Genomic DNA, 23,628 nt, shown 5'->3' on the forward strand with positions numbered 1-23,628 from the left:
TGCCGGGCCACAGGCGTCGTCCCCCCTCGGGGGGAAGGCGCCGCAGGCGACTCAGGGGGGGAATCATGTCTCTTCCATCCAGCTGTGGCCTTCGCGGGCGACCATGGCGCTGGCGGCGCTGGGTCCCCAGCTGCCTGCGGCGTAGGGGCGGGGGCTGTCTTCCGAGTCGCGCCAGGATTGCATGATGGGCTCCACCCAGCGCCAGGCGGCTTCCTGCTCGTCGGCGCGCACGAAGAGGTTCAGGCGGCCGGCGATCACGTCGAGCAGCAGGCGCTCATAGGCGCCCACGCGCTCGGCGCCGAAGCGCTGCTCGAAGTCGAGGTCGAGGTGCACGGGCGCGAGCGCCTGGGCCTCGGAGATGCGCACGCCGCGCTTTTCCTGGCCCGCCGCGAAGAGGTGCAGCGCCACGCCGTCGCGCGGCTGCAGGTGGATCACCAGGCGGTTGGCGGTGCCCAGCGGCGTGCGGTAGATGGCGTGCGGCGTGGGCCGGAAGTTGATGGCGATGTGCGCCTCGTGCGCCGCGAGCCGCTTGCCGGTGCGGATGTAGAAGGGCACGCCCGCCCAGCGCCAGTTGGCGATCTCGGTGCGCAGCGCCACGAAGGTCTCGGTGCGGCTGTCGCCGGGCACGCCGTCCTCCTCGGCGTAGCCGCGCACGCGCTCGCCGCCCATCGAACCGGCGGTGTACTGGCCGCGCACCACGTCGCGCGAGAGCGTGGCGGGCGTCCACGGCACCAGCGAGCGCAGCACCTTGAGCTTCTCGTCGCGGATGGCGTCGGCATGGGCGTTGATCGGCGGCTCCATGCCGATCGCGCAGAGCAATTGCAGCGCGTGGTTCTGCACCATGTCGCGCAGCGCGCCGGTGCCGTCGTAGAAGGCGCCGCGCTTTTCCACGCCGAGCTTCTCGGCCATGGTGATCTCGATGCTGGCCACCGTCTCGCGGCGCCAGAGCGGCTCGAAGAGCGCGTTGCCGAAGCGCAGCGCCAGCAGGTTCTGCACCGACGGCTTGCCCAGGTAGTGGTCGATGCGGAAGATCTGCGCCTCGTCGAACACGCGGCGCACGGCGGCATTGATCGCGCGGTTGGAGGCCAGGTCATGGCCCAGCGGCTTTTCGAGCACCACGCGCGTGTGCGGCGTGGCCAGGCCCGCGGCGCCGAGCTGCTCGCAGGCCGTGGTGAACAGGCCCGGCGCGGTGGCGAGGTACATCACCACGGTGTCGGCCTGCCGCTCGGCGAGGCGCGCGGCGAGCGCGGCGTAGTCGGCGGGCTTGGAGAGGTCCATGCGCTGGTAGTGCAGCAGCGCGGCGAAGCGCTCGAACTCCTCGGCGTTGGGCCGCTTGTCGCCCTCCACGGCGGCGAAGCGGCTCGCGATGAGTTCGCGGTAGGCGCTGTCGCTGAGGTCGTCGCGCGCCACGCCGATGATGCGGCCCTCCGAGGGTAACGAGCCGTGCCGGAAGGCCTGGAAGAGGGCGGGCAGGAGCTTGCGCCATGCCAGATCACCCGTGCCGCCGAACAGGACCAGATCGAAACTCATTGACGCCGCACTCCCGGAAGTTGGTTGTTGGATGGATGCTGCCGCGGGCAGGGCCCGCAAAAGCCGTGGGCGCATGTTACCGAGTTTCACCATGAGGCGCCCGCTGACAGAAACTCCGGTTACATCCCGCCTACACTCCCGGGTGGCGCAGCGCGCGGGCCCCCGGTGGCCGCCGCCATCCCGGCCCCGCCGCGCGATGGCTGCCGCGGCTCCCCGCCCGCGTCCGCCCCCACAAACCCCCGGAGGATTGCATGAACCAACTCGACGCCCTCAAGCAGGTCACCACGGTGGTGGCCGATACGGGCGACTTCCGCCAGCTCAGCGCCTACCAGCCGCAGGATGCGACCACCAACCCGTCGCTGATCCTCAAGGCCGTGCAGAAGGCCGAATACGCGCCCCTGCTGCAGGAATCCGTGGAGCGCTGGCGCGGCCGGGCGCTCGATGAGATCGTGGACCGCCTCATCGTGCGCTTCGGCTGCGAGATCCTCTCGCTGATCCCCGGCCGCGTTTCCACCGAAGTGGATGCGCGCCTCTCGTTCGACACCCTGGCCACGGTGGCGCGCGGCGAGCGCATCGTCGATCTCTACCGCGCTGAAGGCGTGGACACCGGCCGCGTGCTCATCAAGATCGCCGCCACCTGGGAGGGCATCGAGGCCGCGCGCATCCTGGAGGAGCGCGGCATCCGCACCAACCTCACGCTGCTGTTCTCGCCCGTGCAGGCCGTGGCCTGCGGCGCGGCCAGGGTGCAGCTCATCTCGCCTTTCGTGGGGCGTATCTACGACTGGTTCAAGAAGCAGGCTGGCGCGCAGTGGGACGAAGCCGCGATGGCCGGCGCGAACGACCCCGGCGTGCAGTCGGTGCGCCAGATCTACCAGTACTACAAGCACTTCGGCATCCGCACCGAGGTGATGGGCGCGAGCTTCCGCAACGTGGGCCAGATCACGGCGCTGGCCGGCTGCGACCTGCTCACCATCGCGCCGGACCTGCTCGCGCAGTTGGCCGCGTCGGAGGCGCCGCTCGCCCGCGCGCTCGACCCCGAGGCCGCGCGCGGCCTGGAGCTGCAGCCCGTGCAGTACGACGAGCCGGGCTTCCGCTACGCGTTCAACGCCGACGCCATGGCCACCGAGAAGCTGGCAGAGGGCATCCGCGCCTTCGCGGCCGACGCGGCCAAGCTCGAACAGATGATCCTCGCCGCATGACGATGCAAAGGAACGCCCCGATGACGACGCCTCCCGCTGTCCGCACCCGCTGCGACCGCACCGCCGCCTGGGCCGCGCTGCAGGCGCACTACGCCGCCGGCGGCCGCGCCTTCGACATCCGCGAGGCGTTCGCCGCCGATCCGCAGCGCTTCGAGCGCTTCAGCCAGGAAGCGCCGCACGTCTTCGCCGACCTCTCCAAGAACCGCATCGACGCCGCTATCGAGGGGCTGCTGCTGCAACTGGCGCGCGAGTGCGGCGTGGAGGCCTGGCGCGACGCGATGTTCGCGGGCGAGGCCATCAACCACACCGAGCAGCGGGCGGTAATGCACTGGTTGTTGCGAGAGCCGCCCCATGCCGCCGATTCCATTGAAAAGTTTGCTACAAATTTGGTAGCAGACGGCCGCCGCGAAGTGCAGGCCACGCTGCAGGCCATGCTCGATTTCGCGGAGCGCGTGCGTGCCGACGACGGCATCACCGACATCGTGAACATCGGCATCGGCGGCTCCGACCTGGGTCCCTCGATGGTGGCGAAGGCGCTCGAAGACCTGCGCCACCCGGGCAAGCGCCTGCATTTCGTCTCCAACGTGGATGGGGCCGAACTGGGCAGCGTTCTGCGCACGCTGCGGGCCGAGAACACGCTCTTCCTGATCGCCTCCAAGACCTTCACCACGGCCGAGACCATGACCAACGCCCACGCCGCGCGGGCGTGGTTCGTGCAGCAGGGCGGGGCGGAAGACGCGGTGACGCGTCACTTCGCGGCGCTCACCACCAACATCCCCGCGGCCGCGGCCTTCGGCATCGACACCACCTTCGGTTTCTGGGACTGGGTGGGCGGGCGCTATTCGCTGTGGTCGGCCATCGGCCTGCCGGTCGCCATCGCCGTGGGCGCCGACGCGTTCCGCAGCCTGCTGGCCGGCGCGCACGCGATGGACACGCACTTCCGCACCGCGCCCCTGGAGCGCAACCTGCCCGTGCGCCTGGGGCTGCTGGACGTCTGGTACCGCAACTTCCACGGTTTCGCCACGCGCAGCGTGGCGCCCTACAGCCACGGCCTGCGGCGGCTGCCGGCCTACTTGCAGCAACTGGAGATGGAGAGCAACGGCAAGGGCGTGGACGCGGCCGGCGAGGCGCTGCCCTTCGCCACCTCGCCCGTGGTCTGGGGCGAGCCCGGCACCAACGGGCAGCACGCGTTCTTCCAGATGATCCACCAGGGCCCGGACATCGTGCCCGTGGAATTCATCGCGCTGCGCGAGCCGGGGCGCGATCTGGCCGACCAGCACCCGCGCCTCGTGGCCAACGCGCTCGCGCAGGCCAAGGCGCTGATGCTCGGCAAGGCCAGCGACGACGGCCACCGCCGCTTCACCGGCAACCGCCCGAGCACTTTCCTCGTGCTGGAGCGGCTCGATCCGGCGGGCCTGGGCGCGCTGATCGCGCTCTACGAGCACCGCGTGTTCGTGAGCGGGGCGCTCTGGGGCATCAACAGCTTCGACCAGTGGGGCGTGGAGCTGGGCAAGGTGCTCGCCAAGGAACTGGAGCCGCGCCTCGCCTCGGGCGACGCCTCGGGGCTGGACGGCTCCACCGGCGGGCTGCTCGCGCGGCTGGCGCACGCGCGCCGCTGAGCCGCAGCCCTCCCTGGCGACGCCCCCTCGCGCCCCGGCGGCGCGCGGGGGCGTCGGCTTTTGGGGCATCGCCTGCCTGCCTGTCGCGCCGCTCGTTACATCCTGTGATGCGGGATCAGGGATTCCACTAGCCGAATGAACGCATAAAAGTATCGACGGCCCGCCATCCGGTACCGGTGGCCGCCGCCCGGCTCGCCAGAATGGGCGCCACGGCCGCAGCCCCTGCGGCTGCACGAAAACCATTCCAGGAGACGAACATGCAGCGCTTTCTGACAACCGGCGTGGCACTGGCCCTGTGCGCGGCCGGCGGCCTCGCGCGGGCCGCCACCGAACTCGTGATCGCCACCGTGAACAACGGCCACATGATCGAGATGCAGAAGCTCACGCCGGAGTTCGAGAAAAGCCACCCCGGCATCCGGCTCAAGTGGGTGACGCTGGAAGAGGGCGTGCTGCGCCAGCGCGTGACGACCGACATCGCCACCAAGGGCGGACAGTTCGACGTGATGACCGTGGGCATCTACGAAGTGCCGATCTGGGCGAAGAAGGGCTGGCTGCTGCCCATCGCCACCGACGCCGCCTACGACGCGGACGACCTGCTGCCCACCATCCGCGAGGGCCTGTCGCAGGACGGCAAGCTCTATGCGTCGCCGTTCTACGGCGAAAGCTCCATGCTCATGTACCGCAAGGATCTGGCCGACAAGGCCGGCATCGCGATGCCCGCGCAGCCCACCTGGGAGCAGGTGAAGGCCTTCGCCGCCAAGGCGCACGACCCCAAGGCGGGCGTCTACGGCATCTGCCTGCGCGGCAAGCCGGGCTGGGGCGACAACATCGCGCTGCTGACCACCATGGTCAACACCTGGGGCGGGCAGTGGTTCGACATGCAGTGGAAGCCGCAGATCGACACGCCCGCGTGGCGGCAGGCGGTCGGCTTCTATGTGGACCTGATGAAGGCCTACGGCCCGCCGGGCGCGGCGTCCAACAGCTTCAACGAGAACCTCGCGCTGTTCAACGAAGGCAAGTGCGCGGCCTGGGTGGACGCCACCATCGCGGCCTCGTTCGTGAGCGATCCGAAGCAGTCGAAGGTGGCCGACAAGGTGGCCTACGCGGCCGCGCCGGTCGCCACCACGCCCAAGGGCGCGAACTGGCTCTGGACCTGGAACCTGGCGATCCCCGCCAGTTCGAAGAAGGCCGACGCGGCGCAGACCTTCGTGAAGTGGGCCACGTCCAAGGAGTACGTGCAGCTCGTGGCGAAGACGCACGGCTGGCACGCCGTGCCCACCGGCACGCGCCAGTCCACCTACGCGAACCCCGAGTTCCAGAAGGTGGCGGCGTTCGCCGCGGCCGAGAAGCGCGCCATCGACAGCACGCGCCTGAACGACGCCACGCTGCCGCGCTCGCCCTACGTCGGCGTGCAGTACGCCGCGATCCCCGAGTTCCAGGCCATCGGCATCGCGGTGGGCCAGCAGATCAGTGCGGCGCTCTCCGGCAAGGCGACGGTGGAGCAGGCGCTCAAGACCTCGCAGACGCTCGCCGAGCGCGAGATGAAGAAGGCCGGCTACCCCAAGTGACGCGGCCGCGCCGCTGCCCGCACGCCGGTCCGGCGTGCCGGGCATGCGCCGCCCCGCCTGCCTCCCAGGACCCCTGCCATGACCCGTCTCCTTCCCCGCGCCCTGATGGCGCCGGCGGTGGCCGCGCTGCTGTGCTGGATGCTCGTGCCGCTGCTGATGACGATCTATTTCTCGCTCGTCAACTACAACCTCATGCAGCCGGGCGAGCATGCGTTCGCCGGCTGGAGCAACTACGCGTTCTTCGTCACCGACCCGGACTTCATCCCCGCCGTGCTCAACACGCTGCTGTTCCTCGCGAGCGTGGTGGCGATCACGGTGGTGCTGGGCGTGCTGCTGGCGCTGCTGGTGAACGAGCCCTTCCCGGGCCGCGGCATCGTGCGGGTGCTGCTGATCTCGCCGTTCTTCGTGATGACCGCGGTCAACGCGCTGCTCTGGAAGCACATGATGATGAACCCGATCTACGGCGTGCTGGCCAGCTTCTGCAAGGCGCTCGGCTTGCCGCCCGTGGACTGGCTCACCGACGTGCCGCTGCTGTCGATCATCGTCATGGTGGCCTGGCAATGGCTGCCCTTCGCGTGCCTGATCTTCATCACCTCGCTGCAGTCGCTGGACCGCGAGCAGATGGAGGCCGCGCGCATGGATGGCGCCAACGCGCTGCAGCGTTTCCGCTACCTGACGCTGCCGCACCTGGCGCGGCCCGTGGCGGTGGTGGTGATGATCGAGATGATCTTTCTGCTCTCGGTGTTCGCTGAGATCGCGATCACCACGGCCGGCGGCCCCGGCAACGAGAGCACGAACCTCACCTACCTGATCTACAAGCAGTCGCTCATGAACTTCGACGTGGGCGTGGCCTCGGCGGGCGCGTTGTTCGCCGTGGTGCTGGCCAACATCGTCTCGTTCTTCCTGGTCCGCATCGTCGGCCGGAGCCTGGACTGAAAGGAACGCGATGCCGATCCCCGAACGCATTTCCGCCGGCACCCTGCTGCGCACCGGCGCGGCCTGGGGCGTGGCCCTGCTGCTGTTCTTCCCGCTGGGCTGGCTGTTCCTCACGGCCTTCAAGACCGAGCTGCAGGCGATCGCCGTGCCCCCGCACTTCTTCTTCGAGCCCACGCTCGCGAACTTCGGCGAGGTGCAGCGGCGCAGCGATTACCTGCTGTATGCGCGCAACTCGCTCGTCACGAGCCTGGGCTCGACGCTGATCGGCCTGGCGATCGCGGTGCCCGCCGCGTACTCGATGGCGTTCTTCCGCACGCGGCGCACGCGCGACATCCTCATGTGGATGCTCTCCACCAAGATGATGCCGGCCGTGGGCGCGCTGCTGCCGGTCTACGTGCTCGCGCAGACCGCGGGCCTGCTCGATTCGCTCACCGCGCTCACGGTGGTGTTCACGCTCTCGAACCTGCCCATCATGGTGTGGATGCTCTACAGCGCCTTCAAGGACATCCCGCACGAGATCCTGGAGGCCGCGCGCATGGACGGCGCGGGCCTGTGGACCGAGTTCCGCCACCTCGTGCTGCCGCTGGCCGCGGGCGGCATCGCCTCCACGGGGCTGCTGTGCCTGGTGCTGAGCTGGAACGAGGCGTTCTGGGCGCTCAACCTCAGCAGCGCCAAGGCAGGCACGCTGGCCACGCTGATCGCCTCTTATTCGAGCCCCGAGGGCCTCTTCTGGGCCAAGCTGTCGGCCGCCTCGCTGATGGCCATCGCGCCCATCGTGGTGTTCGGCTGGTTCAGCCAGAAGCAGCTCGTGCAGGGCATGACCTTCGGCGCCGTCAAGTAAGCAACGCAGCGGCCCGCCCGCGCAAGGAAAGGAGACATTTCCCATGGCCTATCTGCAACTGCAGGACATCCGCAAGAGCTTCGGCGAGGCGCACATCATCCAGGGCGTGGAGCTGTCGATCCAGCAGGGCGAGTTCGTCGTCTTCGTGGGCCCCTCGGGCTGCGGCAAGTCCACGCTGCTGCGCCTGATCGCGGGGCTGGAGCCCGTGACCGAGGGGCGCATCACGCTCGACGGCCGCGACATCACGCGCGTGCCCTCGGGCCAGCGCGATCTCGCCATGGTCTTCCAGAGCTATGCGCTCTACCCGCACATGAGCGTGTTCGACAACATGTCCTTCGCGCTGCGGCTCGCGGGCGCGCCGAAGGACGAGATCCGCCGCAAGGTGGAGCAGGCCGCCGGCGTGCTGAACCTCACGCCCTACCTGCAGCGCACGCCGCGGGAGCTGTCGGGCGGGCAGCGCCAGCGCGTGGCCATCGGCCGCGCCATCGTGCGCGCGCCCAAGGTGTTCCTGTTCGACGAACCGCTCTCCAACCTCGACGCCGCGCTGCGCGGCAACACGCGCGTGGAGATCCACAAGCTGCACAAGGCGCTGGGCGCGACCACGCTCTACGTCACGCACGACCAGGTGGAGGCGATGACGCTCGCCGACCGCGTGGTGGTGTTCCGCGACGGCCGCATCGAGCAGGTGGGCTCGCCGCTCGAACTCTACGACCGCCCCGCCAACCAGTTCGTGGCGCAGTTCATCGGCATGCCGTCGATGAACCTCATTGCCGCGGGCCGGGTGCCGGCGCTGGCCGCCGCGGCGGGTACGCGCCTGCCCGCGGACGGCACGCTGGGCGCGCGGCCCGAGGCGCTGCGCGTGCATGCGGGCGGCGGTACGGTGCCCGCGCTCTCGGTGCCCGGCCGCGTCGAACTCATCGAGGCGCTGGGGGCCGACACGCTGATCCACGTCGATCTGGACGGCGTGCCCGTCATCGCGCGCCAGGGCGAGCGCACGCCGCTCGTCCCGGGCGATGCCGTGGCGGTGGCGTTCGACCCCGGCGCGCTGCATTGCTTCGACCGCGCCGGCCGCGCGCTCGCTCCCGCCTCGGCCTGAGCGCCGCCCGATCCGCCCCTGCCTGTTCTTCCACCGCCGTTCCATCGCACCTATGCCGCAGACGACCGACGCGACCGCCTCTCCCTCCCTTGCCTGCCTGACGGTGCTGCACCTGGGCCTGGGCTCCTTCCACCGCGCGCACCAGGCGGTCTACCTGCAGCGGCTGCTGGATGCGGGCGATGGCGGCGACGGCGTGCGCTGGACGCTCTCGGGCGCCAACCTCCGCCCCGACATGGCCGACACCATCGCCGCGCTGGCCGCGCAGGGCGGGGCCTACACGCTGGAGACCGTGTCGCCCGCGGGCGAGGTGCACTACCAGCGCATCGGGGCGATCCGCGAGGTCATTCCGTACGTGCCCGGCATCGCGGCCGTGGTGGCGCGCGGCGCCCACCCCGCCACGCGCATCGTCTCCTTCACGGTGACCGAGGCCGGCTACGCACTGGACGATGCCGGCCGGCTCGACACGCGCGTGCCCGAGGTGGCGGCCGACATCGCCCGCGCGCGCCAGGGCCAGGCGGGCGAGACGGTCTACGGCGCCGTCTGCGCCATCCTGCGCGCGCGGCAATCGGCGCAGGCCGGCCCGCTCACGCTGCTCAACTGCGACAACCTGCGCCACAACGGCGACCGCTTCCGTGCGGGCCTGCGCGACTTCCTCGCCCACGCGGGGCTGGACGACCTCGCCGCCTGGGCCGAGGCCCACACGAGCTGCCCGAACGCCATGGTGGACCGCATCACGCCGCGCCCGCCGCCCGAGCTGCGGGAGCGCGTGCGCGCGGCCACCGGCTGGGACGATGCCGCGCCCGTCACGGCCGAGAGCTTTCTGCAGTGGGTGATCGAAGACCGCTTCGTCGCGGGCCGCCCGGACTGGGAGCGCGTGGGCGTGGAGATGGTCGCGTCCGTCGCGCCGCATGAAGAGGCCAAGATCCGCATCCTCAACGCCAGCCACAGCTGCATCGCCTGGGCCGGCACGCTCGCGGGCCTGCAGTTCATCCACGAAGGCACGCGCACGCCGGCCATCCACCGCATGGCGTGGGATTACGTCACGCACGATGTGATCCCGTGCCTGTCGCGGCCCGGCGCGCCCAGCCCCGTGGACCTGCCCGCCTACCGCGACGTGGTGCTGGAGCGCTTCGGCAACCCGGCCATCCGCGACACCAACCAGCGCGTGGCGGCCGACGGCTTCGCCAAGATTCCCGGCTTCATCGCGCCCACCGTGCGCGAACGGCTCGCGCAGGGCCAGCCCATCGACGGCGTGGCGATGCTGCCCGCGCTGTTCCTGGCCTTCCTGCAGCGCTGGCACCATGGGTTGCTGCCCTACGCCTACCAGGACCAGGCCATGGACCCGGACGCCGCCCACGCGATCTGCGCCGCGCCCGACCCCGTGGCCGCGCTCTGCGCCCATGCGGGGCTGTGGGGCGGCCTGGCGGGCGACGCGCGGCTGGTGGATGCGGTGCGTCGCGCCAGCGCGCGCGTGGCGGCCTTCCTGGCGGGCTGATTCCCATGCGCATCGCATTCATCGGCGAATCGCTGATCGACTTCACCGCCACGGGCGGCCTGGCCTTCCAGGGCCATCCGGGCGGCGCGCCGGGCAACTGCGCCGTGGCCGCGGCGCGGCTGGGGCAGCCCACGGGCTACGTGTCGCAGCTCTCGCACGACCTGTTCGGCGAGCGGCTGTTCGCGCACCTGCAGGGCAACGGCGTGGACATGCGCTTCGTGCTGCGCAGCGATGCGCCCTCCACGCTGGCCTTCGTCGAGCGCGGCGCGGGCGGCAGCAACCGCTATGCGTTCTACCTGCAGGGCACGGCCGACACGCTGTGGGCGCCGGCCGAGCTGCCCGTGCTGCCCGGGTCGTGCCGCTTCGTGCAGTTCGGCTCCATCGCGCTGCTGCACGGGCCCGCGGCCACGCGCATCGTGGACCTGGTCGCCGCGCAGCGCGGCCGGCGCGTGGTGGTCTTCGACCCGAACGTGCGGCCTTCGCTGATCCCCGACCTCGCGGCCTGGCGCGTGCGCTGCCGCGGCTGGATGGCGCTGGCCGATCTGGTCAAGCTCAGCGACGAGGACGCGGCGGCGATCTCGCCGGGCCTCGCGCTGCCGGAGGCGGCGGCCGAATACCTCGCGCTCGGCGCGCGGGCCGTGGCCATCACGCGCGGCGCGCAGGGGGCCGTGCTGTACCGGCCGGGGCACGCCCCCCTGGCCGTGCGGCCGCCCGCCGTGGCGGTGGCCGACACCATCGGCGCGGGCGACACCTTCGGGGCGGCGCTGATCGTGGCGCTGCTGGAAGCCGGCGTGTCGCAGGCCGAGGAGCTGGCCGCGCTGCCGGCGGCCGCGTGGCAGGCCGCGCTGCGTTTCGCCGCCACGGCCGCCGCGCTCAACTGCGCGCGCGAGGGCGCGGATCCGCCGCTGCGCGCCGCGCTCGACGCGGCCCTGCATGCCACGGGCGCTGGGGAAGATGCCGTGGGCGCCGCGGCGCGCGGGTGATACCGTGGCGCCCCGACTCCGCCCCTTCGCGGCCTTTGGCCCCGCACCGAACCGATGACGACCGCCATGCCCTCCGCGCGCACCCGTCCGCCCCGCCAGCGCCACCCCGAACTGGAACGCGACTTCGCGCGCTCGCCCGCGCTCGGCTACGAGGACGCGGAAGACACGGGGCTCGTGCGCTGCCTCGCCCACGGCGTGCCCAGCCCGCTGGTGCGCTGGCATTTCCATGAAGAGTACGAACTGCACCTCATCACCGAGACCTCGGGCCGCGCCTTCGTGGGCGACTGGATCGGCCCCTTCGGGCCCGGCCACCTCGTGCTCTGCGGGCCGCGCCTGCCGCACAACTGGATCTCGCTCGACACGCCCGAGGGCGGCGCGCCGGGCCGCGACCGCGTGATCCAGTTCCGCCACGACCCGGTCGCGCGCGCGGCCGAGTCCATCGCCGAACTGCGCGACGTGCTGCCGCTGCTGGACCGCGCGCGCCACGGCATCGAATTCTTCGGCATGGCGGCGGCCGCGCAGGCGCACTGGGACGCCGTGAAGGCCAGCCGCGGCCTGCGCCGCTTCGCGGTGTTCTGCGACTTCCTGGCCGACCTGGCCGAGTGCACCGACTACCGGCTGCTGTCCACCGTGCAGATGCAGGGCGTGGAAGGCGAGGTGCAGGTGGACCAGATCAACCGCATCGTCAACCGCATCCTGGCGGACATGGCCGAACCCATCAGCCTGTCCGCCGCCGCGGCCGAACTGGGCATGAGCGAGAGCCGCTTCAGCCGCTTCTTCCGGCGCTCCACGGGCAACAGCTTCACCGATTTCGTGAGCCGCCTGCGCATCAACAGCGCCTGCCAGCTCCTCATGCAGACCGACCACTACGTGACCGACATCTGCTACCAGGTGGGCTTCAACAACGTCGCCAACTTCAACCGCCGGTTCCTGGAGATCAAGGGCATGACCCCCACGGAGTTCCGCCGCCAGGCCGAAAGCCGCTTCGGAAGCTGATGCACATGAATGCTACTGAATTGATAGCAAACTATTCAATGGAATCGGCGGCATGGAAGGGTTTTCATCCATGAGCGGCATGTTCCTCGGGCTGGACCTGGGCACCTCGGAGCTGAAGGCGCTGCTGCTCGGCGCGGACCACCGCATCGTCGGCACGGCGCGCGCGCCGCTGGCGGTGGACCGGCCGCGGCCGCTGTGGTCCGAGCAGGCGCCGGCGCAGTGGGCGCAGGCGCTCGAATCGGTCATGCACGACCTGCGCGCCGCGCACGCGCCGGCGCTGCTGCAGGTGCGCGCCGTGGGGCTTTCGGGCCAGATGCACGGTGCCGTGCTGCTGGGCGGGCGCGGCGAGGTGCTGCGCCCGGCCATCCTCTGGAACGACGGGCGCAGCGCGGCGCAATGCGCGGCCCTCACCCGCGCCGTGCCGCGGCTCGGCGACATCGCCGGCAACCTCGCGATGCCGGGCTTCACGGCGCCCAAGCTGCTCTGGGTGCGCGAGCACGAGCCCGAGGTGTTCGCGCGCACCGAGCGCGTGCTGCTGCCCAAGGACTGGCTGCGTTTCATGCTGACCGGCGAGGCCGTGAGCGACCCCTCCGACGCCTCCGGCACGCTGTGGCTGGACGTGGGCCGGCGCGACTGGTCCGACACCCTGCTGGCCGCCACCGGCCTCACGCGCGCGCACATGCCGCGCCTCGTGGAGGGCTGTGCGCCCTCGGCCCGGCTGCGGCCCGAACTGGCCGCGCGCTGGGGGCTGGGGGAGGGCGGCGGCGCGGACGTGGTGGTGGCCGGCGGCGGCGGCGACAACGCCGCCAGCGCCGTGGGCATGGGCATCGTGGCGGCGGGGCAGGGCTTCGTGTCGCTGGGCACGTCGGGCGTGATCTTCGTCGCCACCGACCGGTTCGCGCCCGACCCGGCGCGCGCCGTGCATGCGTTCTGCCACGCGCTGCCGGGCCGCTGGCACCAGATGGCCGTGATGCTCTCGGCGGCCAGCGCCGTCACCTGGGCCACGCGCTGCCTGGGCCTGCCGGACGAGGCCGCGCTGCTCGCCGAGGCCGCCGGCGTGGAGCCCGGCGCGCGGCGCCGCGCGCCGCTCTTCCTGCCCTACCTGTCGGGCGAACGCTCGCCGCACAACGACGCGCATGCCCAGGGCGTGCTTTTCGGCCTCACGCATGCGCACGGGCGTGCCGACATCGCCTACGCGGTGGCCGAGGGCGTGGCGCTGGGCCTGCGCGACGGGCTGGACACGCTGCAGCGCCCCGCCGACGCCCTGGCCCTGGTGGGCGGCGGCGCGCGCAGCCGGTGGTGGGCACAGTTGCTGGCCGATGCGCTGGAAGTGCCGCTGGCGCTGGGCGAGGGCGGCGAAGCCGGCGGCGCGCTGGGCGCGGCGCGCCTGGGCTGGCTGGCGGCCGGCGGCGACGAGGCACGGGTCTGCACCGCGCCGGCCGTGCGCGAACGGTTCCTGCCGCGCGCCGCCGAAGCCGCGCTGCTGCGCGAGCGCCACGTGCGCTTCCGCGCGCTCTATCTGGCACTGCGGGCTGCCTTTCCGGTCGATTGACGCCATCGGCACCCAAATCGCTTCCATGCCGCCGGATAATCTCGATCGTTTGCTATTAAAAATGTAGCAAACGATGCGGAAATGCGCCGTTCGTGACGGCGCCGTCTGTGCCGGCCTGCGGGATCGGCTGCCGCCGGCGTCGCCACCGCGCAACACTGCCCTTCCCCGGGTCGCGCTGATTTCTAAAATGATAATTGTTATCAATTGCATTAAATAGATTCATCATGCCGATTCGCAAGACCCCCGGCGCGGTCCGGGCCGTGCTGGCCGCGGGCCTGCTGCCCTGGGCGGCCGCCCATGCCGCGGACGCCACCCTCTCCGAAGTGCGCGTGGACGCCAATGCCGAAAAGGAAAGCGCCACCGGCCCCGTCGTGGGCTACCGCGCGCGCAACGCGGCCACCGCCACCAAGACCGACACGCCGCTCTCCGAAACGCCGCAGTCCGTCACCGTCGTCACGCGCGACCAGATGGTGGACCAGGGCGCCACCACCTTCCAGGGCGCGCTGCTCTACGCGGCCGGCGTGCGCAGCGATGCCTACGGGCTGGACAGCCGCTCCGACAGCGTGCGGGTGCGCGGCAGCTACCCGGACATCTACCTCGACGGCCTGCGCCAGAGCTACAACTGGTACACCAGCACGGCGCCCGTGGAGCCCTACGCCCTGGAGCGGCTCGAAGTGCTGCGCGGCCCCTCGGGCATGCTGTTCGGCGCGGGCACCGTGGCGGGCGTGGTCAACATGGTGAGCAAGCGCCCGCAGCAGGAAGCCCAGCGCGAGGTGGGCGTGCAGATCGGCAGCTGGAACCGCAAGCAGCTGCAGGCCGACCTGACCGGCCCGCTCACGGCCGACGGTCAGTGGTCGTACCGCCTCGTCGCGCTCGGCCGCGATGCCGACACCCAGGTGGACCACGTGCCCAACGACCGCCGCCTGCTTGCCCCGTCGCTCGCCTGGCGGCCGAACGCGGCCACCTCGCTCGTCCTGCAGGCTTTCTGGCAGAAGGACCACTCGGGCAGCACCTCGCAGTTCCTGCCCTGGTCGGGCACGCTGCTGCCGAACCCCAACGGCCAACTCCCCACGAGCCGTTTCATCGGCGAGCCGGGCGACTACTACGACACGGAGCGCAGCTCGCTCGGCTACCTGTTCGAGCACCGCTTCGACGACGCCTGGACGTTGCGCCAGAACCTGCGCTGGACACGCAACGAGAACCGGGGCGCCTACCACTACGCGGACTTCTTCACCATTCCGGGCGGCTGGGGCGCCGATCCGGTCAACCAGCGCATGATCGGGCGGCTCTACGGCGTGAACGTCACCCGCACGCACATGGCCGCCGTCGACAGCAGCCTGCTGGGCCGGCTGCGCACGGGCGCGGCGGAGCACCAGCTGCTGCTGGGCTTCGACTGGAACCGCCAGGCCGAGAACAAGGCCGAATCGGGCGACAGCTACAACCAGCCCATCGACGCCTACGCGCCGGTGTACGGCAACCGGCTGACCCCCACGCTCATCGACCAGCCGAAGAACGTGCAGCGGCAGAACGGCATCTACGTGCAGGACCAGGTCAAGCTGGACCGCTGGATCGTGGTCGCCGGCCTGCGCCACGACCGCGCGGTGAACGCCGTGGCGGGCTCGCCGGACGACCGCAGCAGCGCCACCACGAAGCGCCTGGGCGTGATGTACCAACTCGGCGGCGGCTGGACGCCCTACGTCAGCTACGCGGAATCCTTCAGCCCGGTGAGCGGCACCAATGCCTACGGCGCCCGCTTCAAGCCGCTGCAGGGCGAGCAGGTGGAAGTCGGCGTGAAATACCTGCCCGAAGGCGGCTCCACGGCTTTCACGGCGGCCGTCTACGACCTGAAGGAAAAGAACCAGAAGACCGCCGACCCGACGAACCCCATGAACTCGCTGCAGGCCGGCCAGACCCGCAACAAGGGACTGGAGCTGGAACTGAAGACGCGCGTCTCGGCGGCCTTCGACGTGCTCGCGCACTACAACTACACCGACGTCGATCCCGCGCTCGAAGGTCTGCCGCGCAACCAGGCGGCCGTCTGGGGGCTCTACCGGTTCTCGATCGGCGGCGTGCGCGGTTTCTCGGTGGGTGCGGGCGCGCGTTATCTCTCCGCGTTCCGCGATGGGTCCGGGCCGCGCGTGCCCTCCGCGCTGGTGGGCGACGCGGTGCTGGCCTACGACAGCCAGGAGTGGCGCTACGCCCTCAACATCAACAACGTGGCCGACAAGCAGTACATGAGCACCTGCCTGTCGCGCGGCGACTGCTGGTGGGCCACGCGCCGCAACGTGGTGCTGAGCGCCACCTACCGGTTCTGAGCCACCGCGGGCGGGCAGCCGCCTGCCCGCGCCGGCGCATGCGCGCCAGAAAAAAAAGCCCGCAGGCTTCGCAGCCTGCGGGCTTTTTCGATGGCCGGGGGCCGGGCGTGGATTACATGCCCATGCCGCCCATGCCGCCCATGTCGGGCATGGCAGGCGCTGCAGCTTCGTCCTTCGGAGCCTCGGCCACCATGGCTTCGGTCGTCAGCAGCAGCGAAGCCACGGAAGCGGCGTTCTGCAGGGCCGTACGGGTCACCTTCGTCGGGTCCAGAATGCCCATTTCGAGCATGTCGCCGTAGGTGTCGTTGGCGGCGTTGAAGCCGTAGTTGCCCTTGCCGCCCAGCACGGCGTTGACCACCACCGAAGGCTCGCCACCGGCGTTGGCCACGATCTCGCGCAGGGGCGCTTCGATGGCCTTCAGGATCAGCTTGATGCCGGCGTCCTGGTCGGCGTTGTCACCCTTGATCTCGCCCACGGCCTGCTTGGCGCGCAGCAGGGCCACGCCACCGCCGGCCACGATGCCTTCTTCCACGGCAGCGCGGGTGGCGTGCAGCGCGTCTTCCACGCGTGCCTTCTTTTCCTTCATTTCGACTTCGGTGGCTGCGCCGACCTTGATCACCGCCACGCCGCCGGCCAGCTTGGCCACGCGTTCCTGCAGCTTCTCACGGTCGTAGTCGCTCGTCGCTTCCTCGATCTGGATGCGGATCTGCTTCACGCGGGCTTCGATGTCGGCAGCGGCACCGGAGCCATCGATGATGGTGGTGTTTTCCTTGCCCACTTCGATGCGCTTGGCCTGGCCCAGGTCGGCCAGCGTCACTTTCTCGAGCGTCAGGCCCACTTCCTCGGCGATCACCTTGCCGCCCGTCAGGATGGCGATGTCTTCCAGCATGGCCTTGCGGCGGTCGCCGAAGCCAGGCGCCTTCACGGCCACGACCTTCAGGATGCCGCGGATCGTGTTCACCACCAGCGTTGCCAGGGCTTCGCCCTCGACTTCTTCGGCAATGATCAGCAGCGGACGGCCGGCCTTCGCGACTTGCTCCAGCGTGGGCAGCAGGTCACGGATGTTGCTGATCTTCTTGTCGAACAGCAGCACGAAGGGGTTGTCCAGCAGGGCGGCCTGCTTTTCGGGGTTGTTGATGAAGTAGGGCGACAGGTAGCCGCGGTCGAACTGCATGCCTTCGACGACATCCAGCTCGTTGTCCAGGCTCTTGCCGTCTTCCACGGTGATCACGCCTTCCTTGCCGACCTTGTCCATCGCGTCGGCAATGATCTTGCCGATGGATTCGTCGGAGTTGGCGGAGATCGAACCCACCTGGGCGATTTCCTTGGAGGTCGTCGTGGCCTTGGAAACCTTCTTCAGCTCGGCGACCAGGGCCGTCACGGCCTTGTCGATGCCGCGCTTCAGGTCCATCGGGTTCAGGCCGGCGGCCACGTACTTGGAGCCTTCGCGCACGATGGCCTGGGCCAGCACGGTGGCGGTGGTGGTGCCGTCACCGGCGTTGTCGCTGGTCTTGGAAGCCACTTCCTTCACGAGCTGGGCGCCCATGTTCTGCAGCTTGTCCTTCAGTTCGATTTCCTTGGCCACGGACACACCGTCCTTGGTCACGGTGGGGGCGCCGAAGGAGCGCTCGAGCACCACGTTGCGGCCCTTGGGGCCCAGGGTCACCTTGACGGCGTTGGCGAGGATGTTCACGCCTTCGACCATGCGAGCGCGGGCTTCGCCGCCGAAAACTACGTCTTTTGCTGCCATTTTGATTCTCCGGATTCAGTCAACAGGAAGGTGGAAATGCGCTTGTCAGCGGATCACTTCTCGACGACCGCGAACAGGTCGTCTTCCTTCATCACGAGCAGTTCGTCGCCATGGACCTTGACGGTCTGGCCCGAATACTTGCCGAACAGGACGCGGTCGCCGACCTTGACGCTCAGCACGCTCAGCTCGCCCTTGTCGTTCTTCTTGCCAGGACCCACGGCCAGCACTTCACCTTGATCGGGCTTTTCAGCGGCGTTGTCGGGGATCACGATGCCGGAGGCCGTCGTGGTTTCGCTTTCAATGCGCTTGACGATCACGCGATCGTGCAGGGGGCGAAGGTTCATTTGCATCTCTCCTGAGTCAGTAAAGGATTGCGACATCGACAAGACGCCCGCAGGGGCGGGCGTCGGGATCTTCAGCGGCCGTGTCCCACAGGATTGTTAGCACTCGTCCGCTTCGAGTGCTAATGATACGGGCATTTATTGGCGTTTCAAGAGCCCGGGTTGCAACCAAAGCGCACGGACCGGGCGCGAAAAGATGCCGGGACGGTACGGCATTCGCGTGACTTTTCCGGGACGGTGCCCCGTCCTGCAGGAGCGCGCCGAAGGCCTCCTGCGACGTGCCCCGGTGCGGGAGCCGATCAGGCGCCCGACAGCCAATGCCTGAGTTCTGCCACGGCCTGGGGTTGCCGCTGCTTGCGCGGCGACACCAGGTAGTACCCCGCGTCGGTCCGCATTGCGTGGGGAAAGATCTGCACCAGGCGGCCCGCGGACAGATCCTGGGCCACGAAGTCCTGCTGGACCAGCGCCACGCCCTGGCCCGTGAGCGCGGCGTCGATGGCCAGTGTGGTCTGGTTGAACCAGATGGCCTGCGGCGGCGTTGTCGCGGCCTGACCGGCGCAGTGTTCCAGGTACTGGTCCCAGGGCGATTGCGAGTCGTGCAGCAGCACATACCGGCCAGCGGCCGGGGCCGCGGGCATCGACCCGGAGCCATCGAGCCACCGGGCACTGCCGACCGCCACCAGGCATTCCTCGAACAGCAGGTCGGCCTGGAGTCCCGGGCCGAAAGGGGGGCGGCCATACCGCACGGCCAGGTCCACGGCCTCCGTGTGGAAGTGCGACAGCCGCTCGGTCGCGAGGATGCGCAAGTCCACGCCGGGATGGAGGCGCGTGTAGTCCGCCAGTCTCGGGATGAGCCATTTGGCGGCAAACGTGGGCGTGACACTGACCGTGAGGCGCAGGGGCTCGGGCCGCAGGCCCTGGGTGGCTTCGGCCAGCATCTCGAAGGCACGGCGCACGCCCACCACGTAGCGCTGCCCGTTCTGCGTCAGCGCCAGCGTGCGGGGCTGGCGCTCGAACAGCTTCAGGCCGAGGTCTGCCTCCAGCGCACGGATCTGCTGCGCCACGGCGCCCTGGGTCACACCCAGCTCCAGCCCGGCCAGCCGGAAATTCAGGTGCCGGCTGGCCACTTCGAACGCACGCAGGGCATTGAGGGACGGCGTGGAACCGAGAGGGTTGCTCATAGGTGTAGATTTTCTACTGAATCGAAGCAGTTATTCCCCTGCATCCGATCGGTTTGCCCGCCAGGAAAAGAGAAACAATTCCTGCACATCTGCCGGGTGGCGGGTGGAAGGGGCGATTGATGGCAGTAGAAAAAGTGGCAGTGATCACGGCCAGAGGAACGGGCATCGGCGCAGCCGCGGCGCGCCGGCTAGCGGCGGACGGCTTTCGGGTGGGCATCCTTTCCTCGTCCGGCAGGGGCGAGGCCATCGCCGAAGAACTGGGCGGCATCGGCATCACCGGATCGAACCAGTCGGTGGAAGATATCGGCCGGCTCGTGGATCGCGTGCAGGACCGGTGGGGGCGCATCGATGCACTCGTCAACAGTGCGGGTCACGGGCCGCGCGCTCCCCTGCTCGAACTGTCCGACGAGCAGTGGCTGCAGGGTCTGGAAACGTACCTGCTCAATGTGGTCCGCCCTACCAGGCTCGTCGCGCCCATCATGCAGAGGCAGCAGGCTGGCGCGATCGTCAATATCTCATCGGCCTGGGCGCTGGAGCCGAGCGCGTTGTTTCCGGCCTCTTCCATCATCCGGGCAGGCCTCGCGTCGTTCACCCGGATCTTTGTCGACAGCTATTCCCGCGACAACATCCGCATGAACAACGTGCTGCCCGGCTGGATCGACAGCCTGCCGGTGTGGGAGGAGCGCCGCGCCAGCGTGCCCCTCCGGCGGTACGGCAGGGTCGAGGAGGTGGCGGCCACGGTGGCTTTCCTGGTATCCGGAGGCGCGGCCTACATCACCGGGCAGAACCTGCGGGTCGACGGCGGGCTGATGCGGTCCCCCTGACGGGCAACCGCATCCTCTGCCGCAGGGCTACGGCCCTGACCCCGGCCCGGGCTCTGGCGCCGCGCGGGCCCACAGGCTGACTCCGGTCAGCAGCGCCCCCGCACACCACAAATAGAAGAACAGCGTGGTCAGGTGGGCCGCGATACCGCTCAGGCCCAGCCACAGCGCGGCGATCGACAGCACCAGGGCCGCCACCGCGCCCAGGAAGAGCGGGCCCCCAGGCACACCATAGAGCCTGCTGGCCCAGCGGGGGCGGAAAGCTTCCAGGGCAGGGCGCGCAGCGTGCATGGCGAGCCACCATGCGGCGACGGCAACGATGGCCCCCATGGTGATCCAGAGGTTCTCGCGCCGCACGACCTGGGGCGAAGCCAAGCCTATGGCGTACAGCCCGGCGCTGCATGCTCCCACGAGGAGGGCCGGACTGGCCACTGCCGTGCGCAGGAATGGCACACCCCTGGCCAGGGTGGAGTGTCCCGGCAGCAGGGCGGCCGCAGCCAGCAGGGCTGCATAGGTCAGCGGCTGCTTCGGGAAGCCGGAAGTACCCGCCAGCCAGGCCAGCCAGGCCAGCCACAGCACCGCCACGGTGGCGCGGAGCGGGGCCAGGGCTGCCGGAGCGCCGACGCGCGGAAACCAGAGCCCGATGCACACCGTCAGGACCAGCAACCCGCCGGCCGCGATGAACCAGGGCGCGTCCGGACCCCCGCGGCCACCGCGCCAGATCCAGAAGCAGGCCAGCGCGACCCCCGCCACCTTGAGCACAGGTTCTCCATACAGGGACACCGCCGTTCGAAGGCGAGCCCACGCACTGCGGAGCGCGCGGCTTTCGTGGCCCGGCACTGTCCAGCGCCCTGCCGCGGCCTGCAGTGCCGGCATGCGGAGAGTCGCCAGCAACACCGCGACGGCAAAGAACACCAGCCAGGCACTTTGCAGGCGCAACCCCGCCTCGGGGGACGGCGCTGCCTGCAGGGACTGGCGGCGCCCGGCCTCCTGCCGTTCGGCGAGCCGGGGCCACAGCGCGGGCTCTGCCACCCAGGTGATGCGCCGCAGTTCGAACAGGTCCTCGTCGTCCCAGTGCACGGCCGGTGCCGGCTGCCCCTCGGCACCGATCCATGGCCCGTAGTCCAGCCACATCGGGGCAGGCAATGCCGGGAAGTCCTTCAGTGCGCTCCGGTCCGGTTGCAGCGCCGCGTGGCCCGTGCCCAGACGCAGGACCAGCCCGTCCGCAAGGGCCTGGCGCACCGAAGGCACCGTGCCGACCCCCAGAACGACGCCCAGTTCAGCCCCGGGCGCGGGTGGCGTGGAGAGGTGGGCCGTCCACGCCATGGTCAGGACCGTTTCGTCGGCTGCGAAACCGCCCTTCCTCAGTACCTCGGAGAGTCCGGTCTGCCACTCCGTGTCCACCGGGCACAGGCGCTGCCGGGCGTGTGAACCCTGATCGCCTGTCACTTCCAGCGTGAGCCAGCACGCTTCGGAAGGCACCGCGCCGGTTCCCTGCGTGATGCGGGCCTGGAGCAGGTCGCCGGCGCGCAATGGCGCAGGGGAGCTGTTCCAGCGATAGGTGCCATCCGCCAGCAATCCCGTCTGGCGCGCCAGCGATTGGGGCAGCAGCTTCCAGCCGGGGCGCGGCTGCTCCACGATCAGGGACTGCGGAACGGCGTCGGAACGGAAGATGCCGATGCCGGCCAGGGTCCATTCCTCTGTCGTCCCCGTGGGTTGGAAGCGCACGCGGACGGCGTTGACCCGGCTTCCCATCGGCAGGCCGGGGGGCAGAAGCTGCGCCCGGTTCGGGCCCACCTCGAACCGCTCTACGGCCCCGGAGTCCAGTTGCAGCTCTGCATGGAGTGTGTCGAACTGCCGCGCACCTGCGGGCATATCCACATAGATGCGAAGCTGCGGCTGCACGGCGACGTCCGTCTTCCATTCCAACTGCGCAGTGCGGATGCCCGAGGCCTGCATGCCCTCCTTGCCCACGGTGGCGACTGGCTTGTCACCCGTCCATTGCCAGCGGGCCTCCCAGCCGGGCAACTCGGCGTGGAACCCGGGGATTTCGCTGGGCTTCAGCGCCGGCTGGGCCTGGGCGATCGGCAGCCAGGCCATCCATTGGAGCCATTCCACCGAGCCCTCGCGGGGCGGCAGGAACGGCCCTCCCAGCTTCTCGAGGGTCTTGCCGACCTTCGACTGGAAGACCGGTTGGGATTGCGCACGCTGCGCCTGGATCAGATGGGCCCGAATGGGGCCGAGATCGCATCCTGCGGTGCTTTGCACCACCAGGCCCACCACCTCCTGGGGCGCCTCCGGTGGCCCGCCCTGCAGGTCGCGCAAGGCAAATTGGTATCGGCGGCGAAGCTTGCCGGACGCCTCATCCTTCAGGGTCTGGATTTTTGCGGCCTGGCCGCTGTCGGCACCGGCCGCGCCCATTTCCGGATCGGCCAGCACGCGCATGCTCTGCAGGGGCTTGCGCGCGGCCACCTCGGCCTCGGTGCCCTGGTAGGCGATGAGTATTTCGGCGAGGTGCGGGTCGGTGCCCCAGCGCGCCGTGTCCGACAGTACGGACCCCAGATAGAGGGAGACCCGCGTGCGTGTTCCGTCGTCCTCCGTGCGGCTCGTGAACTCGCTGCCCGAGAGCAGTTGGGTGGCGCGTGCTCCGGTCCCTTTGCCGATGGACAGATTCACGCCACTGAGAACCGTCTTGCTCGGGAATTCCAGCTGGATCGTATGGCTGCGGCGCAGCGGCACATCCATGCGGCGCTGAAGCACCGTGAAATCGCCGTCCTGCGCGTACCGCCACCGCAGATCGGGTGCCAAGCCCAACTGGCGCCGGACGATGTACCCCAGATCCTTCTTGGCCCACTCCATCTCGTGGGGGTGCTCTGCCATCGCCTCCGCGGCATTGGTGCCATGGTCTTTCTGCAGATTCACCACCTGCCGGGACGCCCCCGGCTGCGGCGACTGCAGCACCATGTCCAGCTCTGCCGGGCAGCCGGGCCGGTAATCGTGTTCGACGACCAGCGTGCCGTACCTGCGCAGGCGGGTGGCGGACGGCGGAGACAGTTCCACGGTGGAGGTGCCCTGGCTGGTCCGTGGCGCCCCACCGGACTGGAGCGCGACGCCGAGGTCGCTGGCTTCGTCGCTGGCGAAGCGGGGCACGAGCTCTGCTTTTACGCGGTAACTGCCGGCCAGCATCGCCTCGCCGCCGCCGAGCGGCTGGATCCTCTGCCCCCAGTAGCTGGCAACGGTCGCCTGGCCGAAGGTGACTTCCTGGACAGAGCCCGGGGAGCTTGCGGCATGCGCGCCTGCTCCGGCCACGGCAAGCAGGGCAAGGCCCCGCCGCAGCGCACCCGACGTGACCTGCCAAAGGGATGAGAAATCGCGCGTCATGCTGGCGTGAAAGTGCGATCGCCC

The 23,628-nt window shown here is 70.0% G+C and carries 17 protein-coding genes; 12 read left to right on the forward strand and 5 right to left on the reverse strand.

The window, feature by feature from the left end:
• Window positions 1-63 precede the first annotated feature (63 nt).
• Window positions 64-1,530 (reverse strand): glucose-6-phosphate dehydrogenase, encoded by a 1,467-nt coding sequence (gene zwf, locus BM144_RS00005; protein ID WP_092948564.1) that lies wholly within the window; start codon window positions 1,528-1,530, stop codon window positions 64-66.
• Between the two features lie 251 nt (window positions 1,531-1,781).
• Here zwf and tal point away from each other — a divergent pair, with 251 nt between their 5' ends.
• From tal to BM144_RS00060, 11 genes are all read left to right on the forward strand, one after another.
• On the forward strand, window positions 1,782-2,729 hold the full coding sequence (tal, locus tag BM144_RS00010) for a transaldolase (RefSeq protein WP_092948566.1): 948 nt from the start codon (window positions 1,782-1,784) through the stop codon (window positions 2,727-2,729).
• Window positions 2,730-2,749: 20 nt separating this feature from the next.
• Window positions 2,750-4,348 (forward strand): glucose-6-phosphate isomerase, encoded by a 1,599-nt coding sequence (pgi, locus tag BM144_RS00015; protein WP_092948568.1) that lies wholly within the window; start codon window positions 2,750-2,752, stop codon window positions 4,346-4,348.
• 257 nt (window positions 4,349-4,605) lie between these two features.
• A complete protein-coding gene (locus tag BM144_RS00020; RefSeq protein ID WP_092948570.1) occupies window positions 4,606-5,916 on the forward strand; it encodes an ABC transporter substrate-binding protein in 1,311 nt (436 codons plus the stop codon).
• A 78-nt stretch (window positions 5,917-5,994) separates the two neighbouring features.
• Window positions 5,995-6,852 (forward strand): carbohydrate ABC transporter permease, encoded by an 858-nt coding sequence (locus BM144_RS00025; RefSeq protein ID WP_092948572.1) that lies wholly within the window; start codon window positions 5,995-5,997, stop codon window positions 6,850-6,852.
• 10 nt (window positions 6,853-6,862) lie between these two features.
• On the forward strand, window positions 6,863-7,693 hold the full coding sequence (locus BM144_RS00030; RefSeq protein ID WP_092948574.1) for a carbohydrate ABC transporter permease: 831 nt from the start codon (window positions 6,863-6,865) through the stop codon (window positions 7,691-7,693).
• A gap of 43 nt (window positions 7,694-7,736) precedes the next feature.
• Entirely contained in the window at window positions 7,737-8,789 is a 1,053-nt protein-coding gene (locus tag BM144_RS00035) for an ABC transporter ATP-binding protein (RefSeq protein WP_092948576.1), read from the forward strand.
• 52 nt (window positions 8,790-8,841) lie between these two features.
• Entirely contained in the window at window positions 8,842-10,284 is a 1,443-nt protein-coding gene (dalD, locus tag BM144_RS00040) for a D-arabinitol 4-dehydrogenase (RefSeq protein ID WP_092948578.1), read from the forward strand.
• 5 nt (window positions 10,285-10,289) lie between these two features.
• Window positions 10,290-11,267, forward strand: coding sequence for a carbohydrate kinase family protein (locus BM144_RS00045; protein WP_092948580.1), 978 nt, complete (start codon window positions 10,290-10,292; stop codon window positions 11,265-11,267).
• A 66-nt stretch (window positions 11,268-11,333) separates the two neighbouring features.
• Window positions 11,334-12,263, forward strand: coding sequence for an AraC family transcriptional regulator (locus tag BM144_RS00050; protein WP_092949480.1), 930 nt, complete (start codon window positions 11,334-11,336; stop codon window positions 12,261-12,263).
• A 79-nt stretch (window positions 12,264-12,342) separates the two neighbouring features.
• Complete coding sequence (xylB, locus tag BM144_RS00055; RefSeq protein WP_092949482.1) at window positions 12,343-13,815, forward strand: xylulokinase; 1,473 nt, start codon at window positions 12,343-12,345, stop codon at window positions 13,813-13,815.
• A 224-nt stretch (window positions 13,816-14,039) separates the two neighbouring features.
• A complete protein-coding gene (locus BM144_RS00060) occupies window positions 14,040-16,130 on the forward strand; it encodes a TonB-dependent siderophore receptor (RefSeq protein WP_092948582.1) in 2,091 nt (696 codons plus the stop codon).
• Between the two features lie 112 nt (window positions 16,131-16,242).
• Here BM144_RS00060 and groL read toward each other — a convergent pair whose 3' ends face one another.
• The 3 genes from groL to BM144_RS00075 all read right to left on the reverse strand — a co-directional run bounded on the left by groL (window position 16,243) and on the right by BM144_RS00075 (window position 19,402).
• Entirely contained in the window at window positions 16,243-17,880 is a 1,638-nt protein-coding gene (gene groL / locus BM144_RS00065) for a chaperonin GroEL (protein ID WP_092948584.1), read from the reverse strand.
• A 53-nt stretch (window positions 17,881-17,933) separates the two neighbouring features.
• Complete coding sequence (locus BM144_RS00070) at window positions 17,934-18,224, reverse strand: co-chaperone GroES (RefSeq protein WP_092948586.1); 291 nt, start codon at window positions 18,222-18,224, stop codon at window positions 17,934-17,936.
• Window positions 18,225-18,520: 296 nt separating this feature from the next.
• Window positions 18,521-19,402: a LysR substrate-binding domain-containing protein gene (locus tag BM144_RS00075; RefSeq protein ID WP_092948588.1), complete on the reverse strand. Its 882-nt coding sequence runs from the start codon at window positions 19,400-19,402 to the stop codon at window positions 18,521-18,523.
• A 119-nt stretch (window positions 19,403-19,521) separates the two neighbouring features.
• On the opposite strand from BM144_RS00075, the gene BM144_RS00080 reads away from it, so the two are divergent.
• Window positions 19,522-20,226, forward strand: a complete 705-nt coding sequence (locus BM144_RS00080) for an SDR family oxidoreductase (RefSeq protein WP_092948590.1) — start codon at window positions 19,522-19,524, stop codon at window positions 20,224-20,226.
• A gap of 27 nt (window positions 20,227-20,253) precedes the next feature.
• Here the strand turns inward: BM144_RS00080 and BM144_RS00085 are convergent, their stop codons facing one another.
• Window positions 20,254-23,604, reverse strand: a complete 3,351-nt coding sequence (locus BM144_RS00085; RefSeq protein WP_092948593.1) for a hypothetical protein — start codon at window positions 23,602-23,604, stop codon at window positions 20,254-20,256.
• Between the last annotated feature and the right edge of the window lie 24 nt (window positions 23,605-23,628).

The organism is Paracidovorax konjaci (assembly GCF_900112675.1).
GTDB lineage: Bacteria > Pseudomonadota > Gammaproteobacteria > Burkholderiales > Burkholderiaceae_C > Paracidovorax > Paracidovorax konjaci.

Excerpts from the sequence above, each read along its gene's own strand:
- zwf (WP_092948564.1), bottom strand. The coding sequence starts at position 1,530 with ATGAGTTTCGATCTGGTCCTGTTCGGCGGCACGGGTGATCTGGCATGG.
- tal (WP_092948566.1), top strand. The coding sequence starts at position 1,782 with ATGAACCAACTCGACGCCCTCAAGCAGGTCACCACGGTGGTGGCCGAT.
- pgi (WP_092948568.1), top strand. The coding sequence starts at position 2,750 with ATGACGACGCCTCCCGCTGTCCGCACCCGCTGCGACCGCACCGCCGCC.
- BM144_RS00020 (WP_092948570.1), top strand. The coding sequence starts at position 4,606 with ATGCAGCGCTTTCTGACAACCGGCGTGGCACTGGCCCTGTGCGCGGCC.
- BM144_RS00025 (WP_092948572.1), top strand. The coding sequence starts at position 5,995 with ATGACCCGTCTCCTTCCCCGCGCCCTGATGGCGCCGGCGGTGGCCGCG.
- BM144_RS00030 (WP_092948574.1), top strand. The coding sequence starts at position 6,863 with ATGCCGATCCCCGAACGCATTTCCGCCGGCACCCTGCTGCGCACCGGC.
- BM144_RS00035 (WP_092948576.1), top strand. The coding sequence starts at position 7,737 with ATGGCCTATCTGCAACTGCAGGACATCCGCAAGAGCTTCGGCGAGGCG.
- dalD (WP_092948578.1), top strand. The coding sequence starts at position 8,842 with ATGCCGCAGACGACCGACGCGACCGCCTCTCCCTCCCTTGCCTGCCTG.
- BM144_RS00045 (WP_092948580.1), top strand. The coding sequence starts at position 10,290 with ATGCGCATCGCATTCATCGGCGAATCGCTGATCGACTTCACCGCCACG.
- BM144_RS00050 (WP_092949480.1), top strand. The coding sequence starts at position 11,334 with ATGCCCTCCGCGCGCACCCGTCCGCCCCGCCAGCGCCACCCCGAACTG.
- xylB (WP_092949482.1), top strand. The coding sequence starts at position 12,343 with ATGTTCCTCGGGCTGGACCTGGGCACCTCGGAGCTGAAGGCGCTGCTG.
- BM144_RS00060 (WP_092948582.1), top strand. The coding sequence starts at position 14,040 with ATGCCGATTCGCAAGACCCCCGGCGCGGTCCGGGCCGTGCTGGCCGCG.
- groL (WP_092948584.1), bottom strand. The coding sequence starts at position 17,880 with ATGGCAGCAAAAGACGTAGTTTTCGGCGGCGAAGCCCGCGCTCGCATG.
- BM144_RS00070 (WP_092948586.1), bottom strand. The coding sequence starts at position 18,224 with ATGAACCTTCGCCCCCTGCACGATCGCGTGATCGTCAAGCGCATTGAA.
- BM144_RS00075 (WP_092948588.1), bottom strand. The coding sequence starts at position 19,402 with ATGAGCAACCCTCTCGGTTCCACGCCGTCCCTCAATGCCCTGCGTGCG.
- BM144_RS00080 (WP_092948590.1), top strand. The coding sequence starts at position 19,522 with ATGGCAGTAGAAAAAGTGGCAGTGATCACGGCCAGAGGAACGGGCATC.
- BM144_RS00085 (WP_092948593.1), bottom strand. The coding sequence starts at position 23,604 with ATGACGCGCGATTTCTCATCCCTTTGGCAGGTCACGTCGGGTGCGCTG.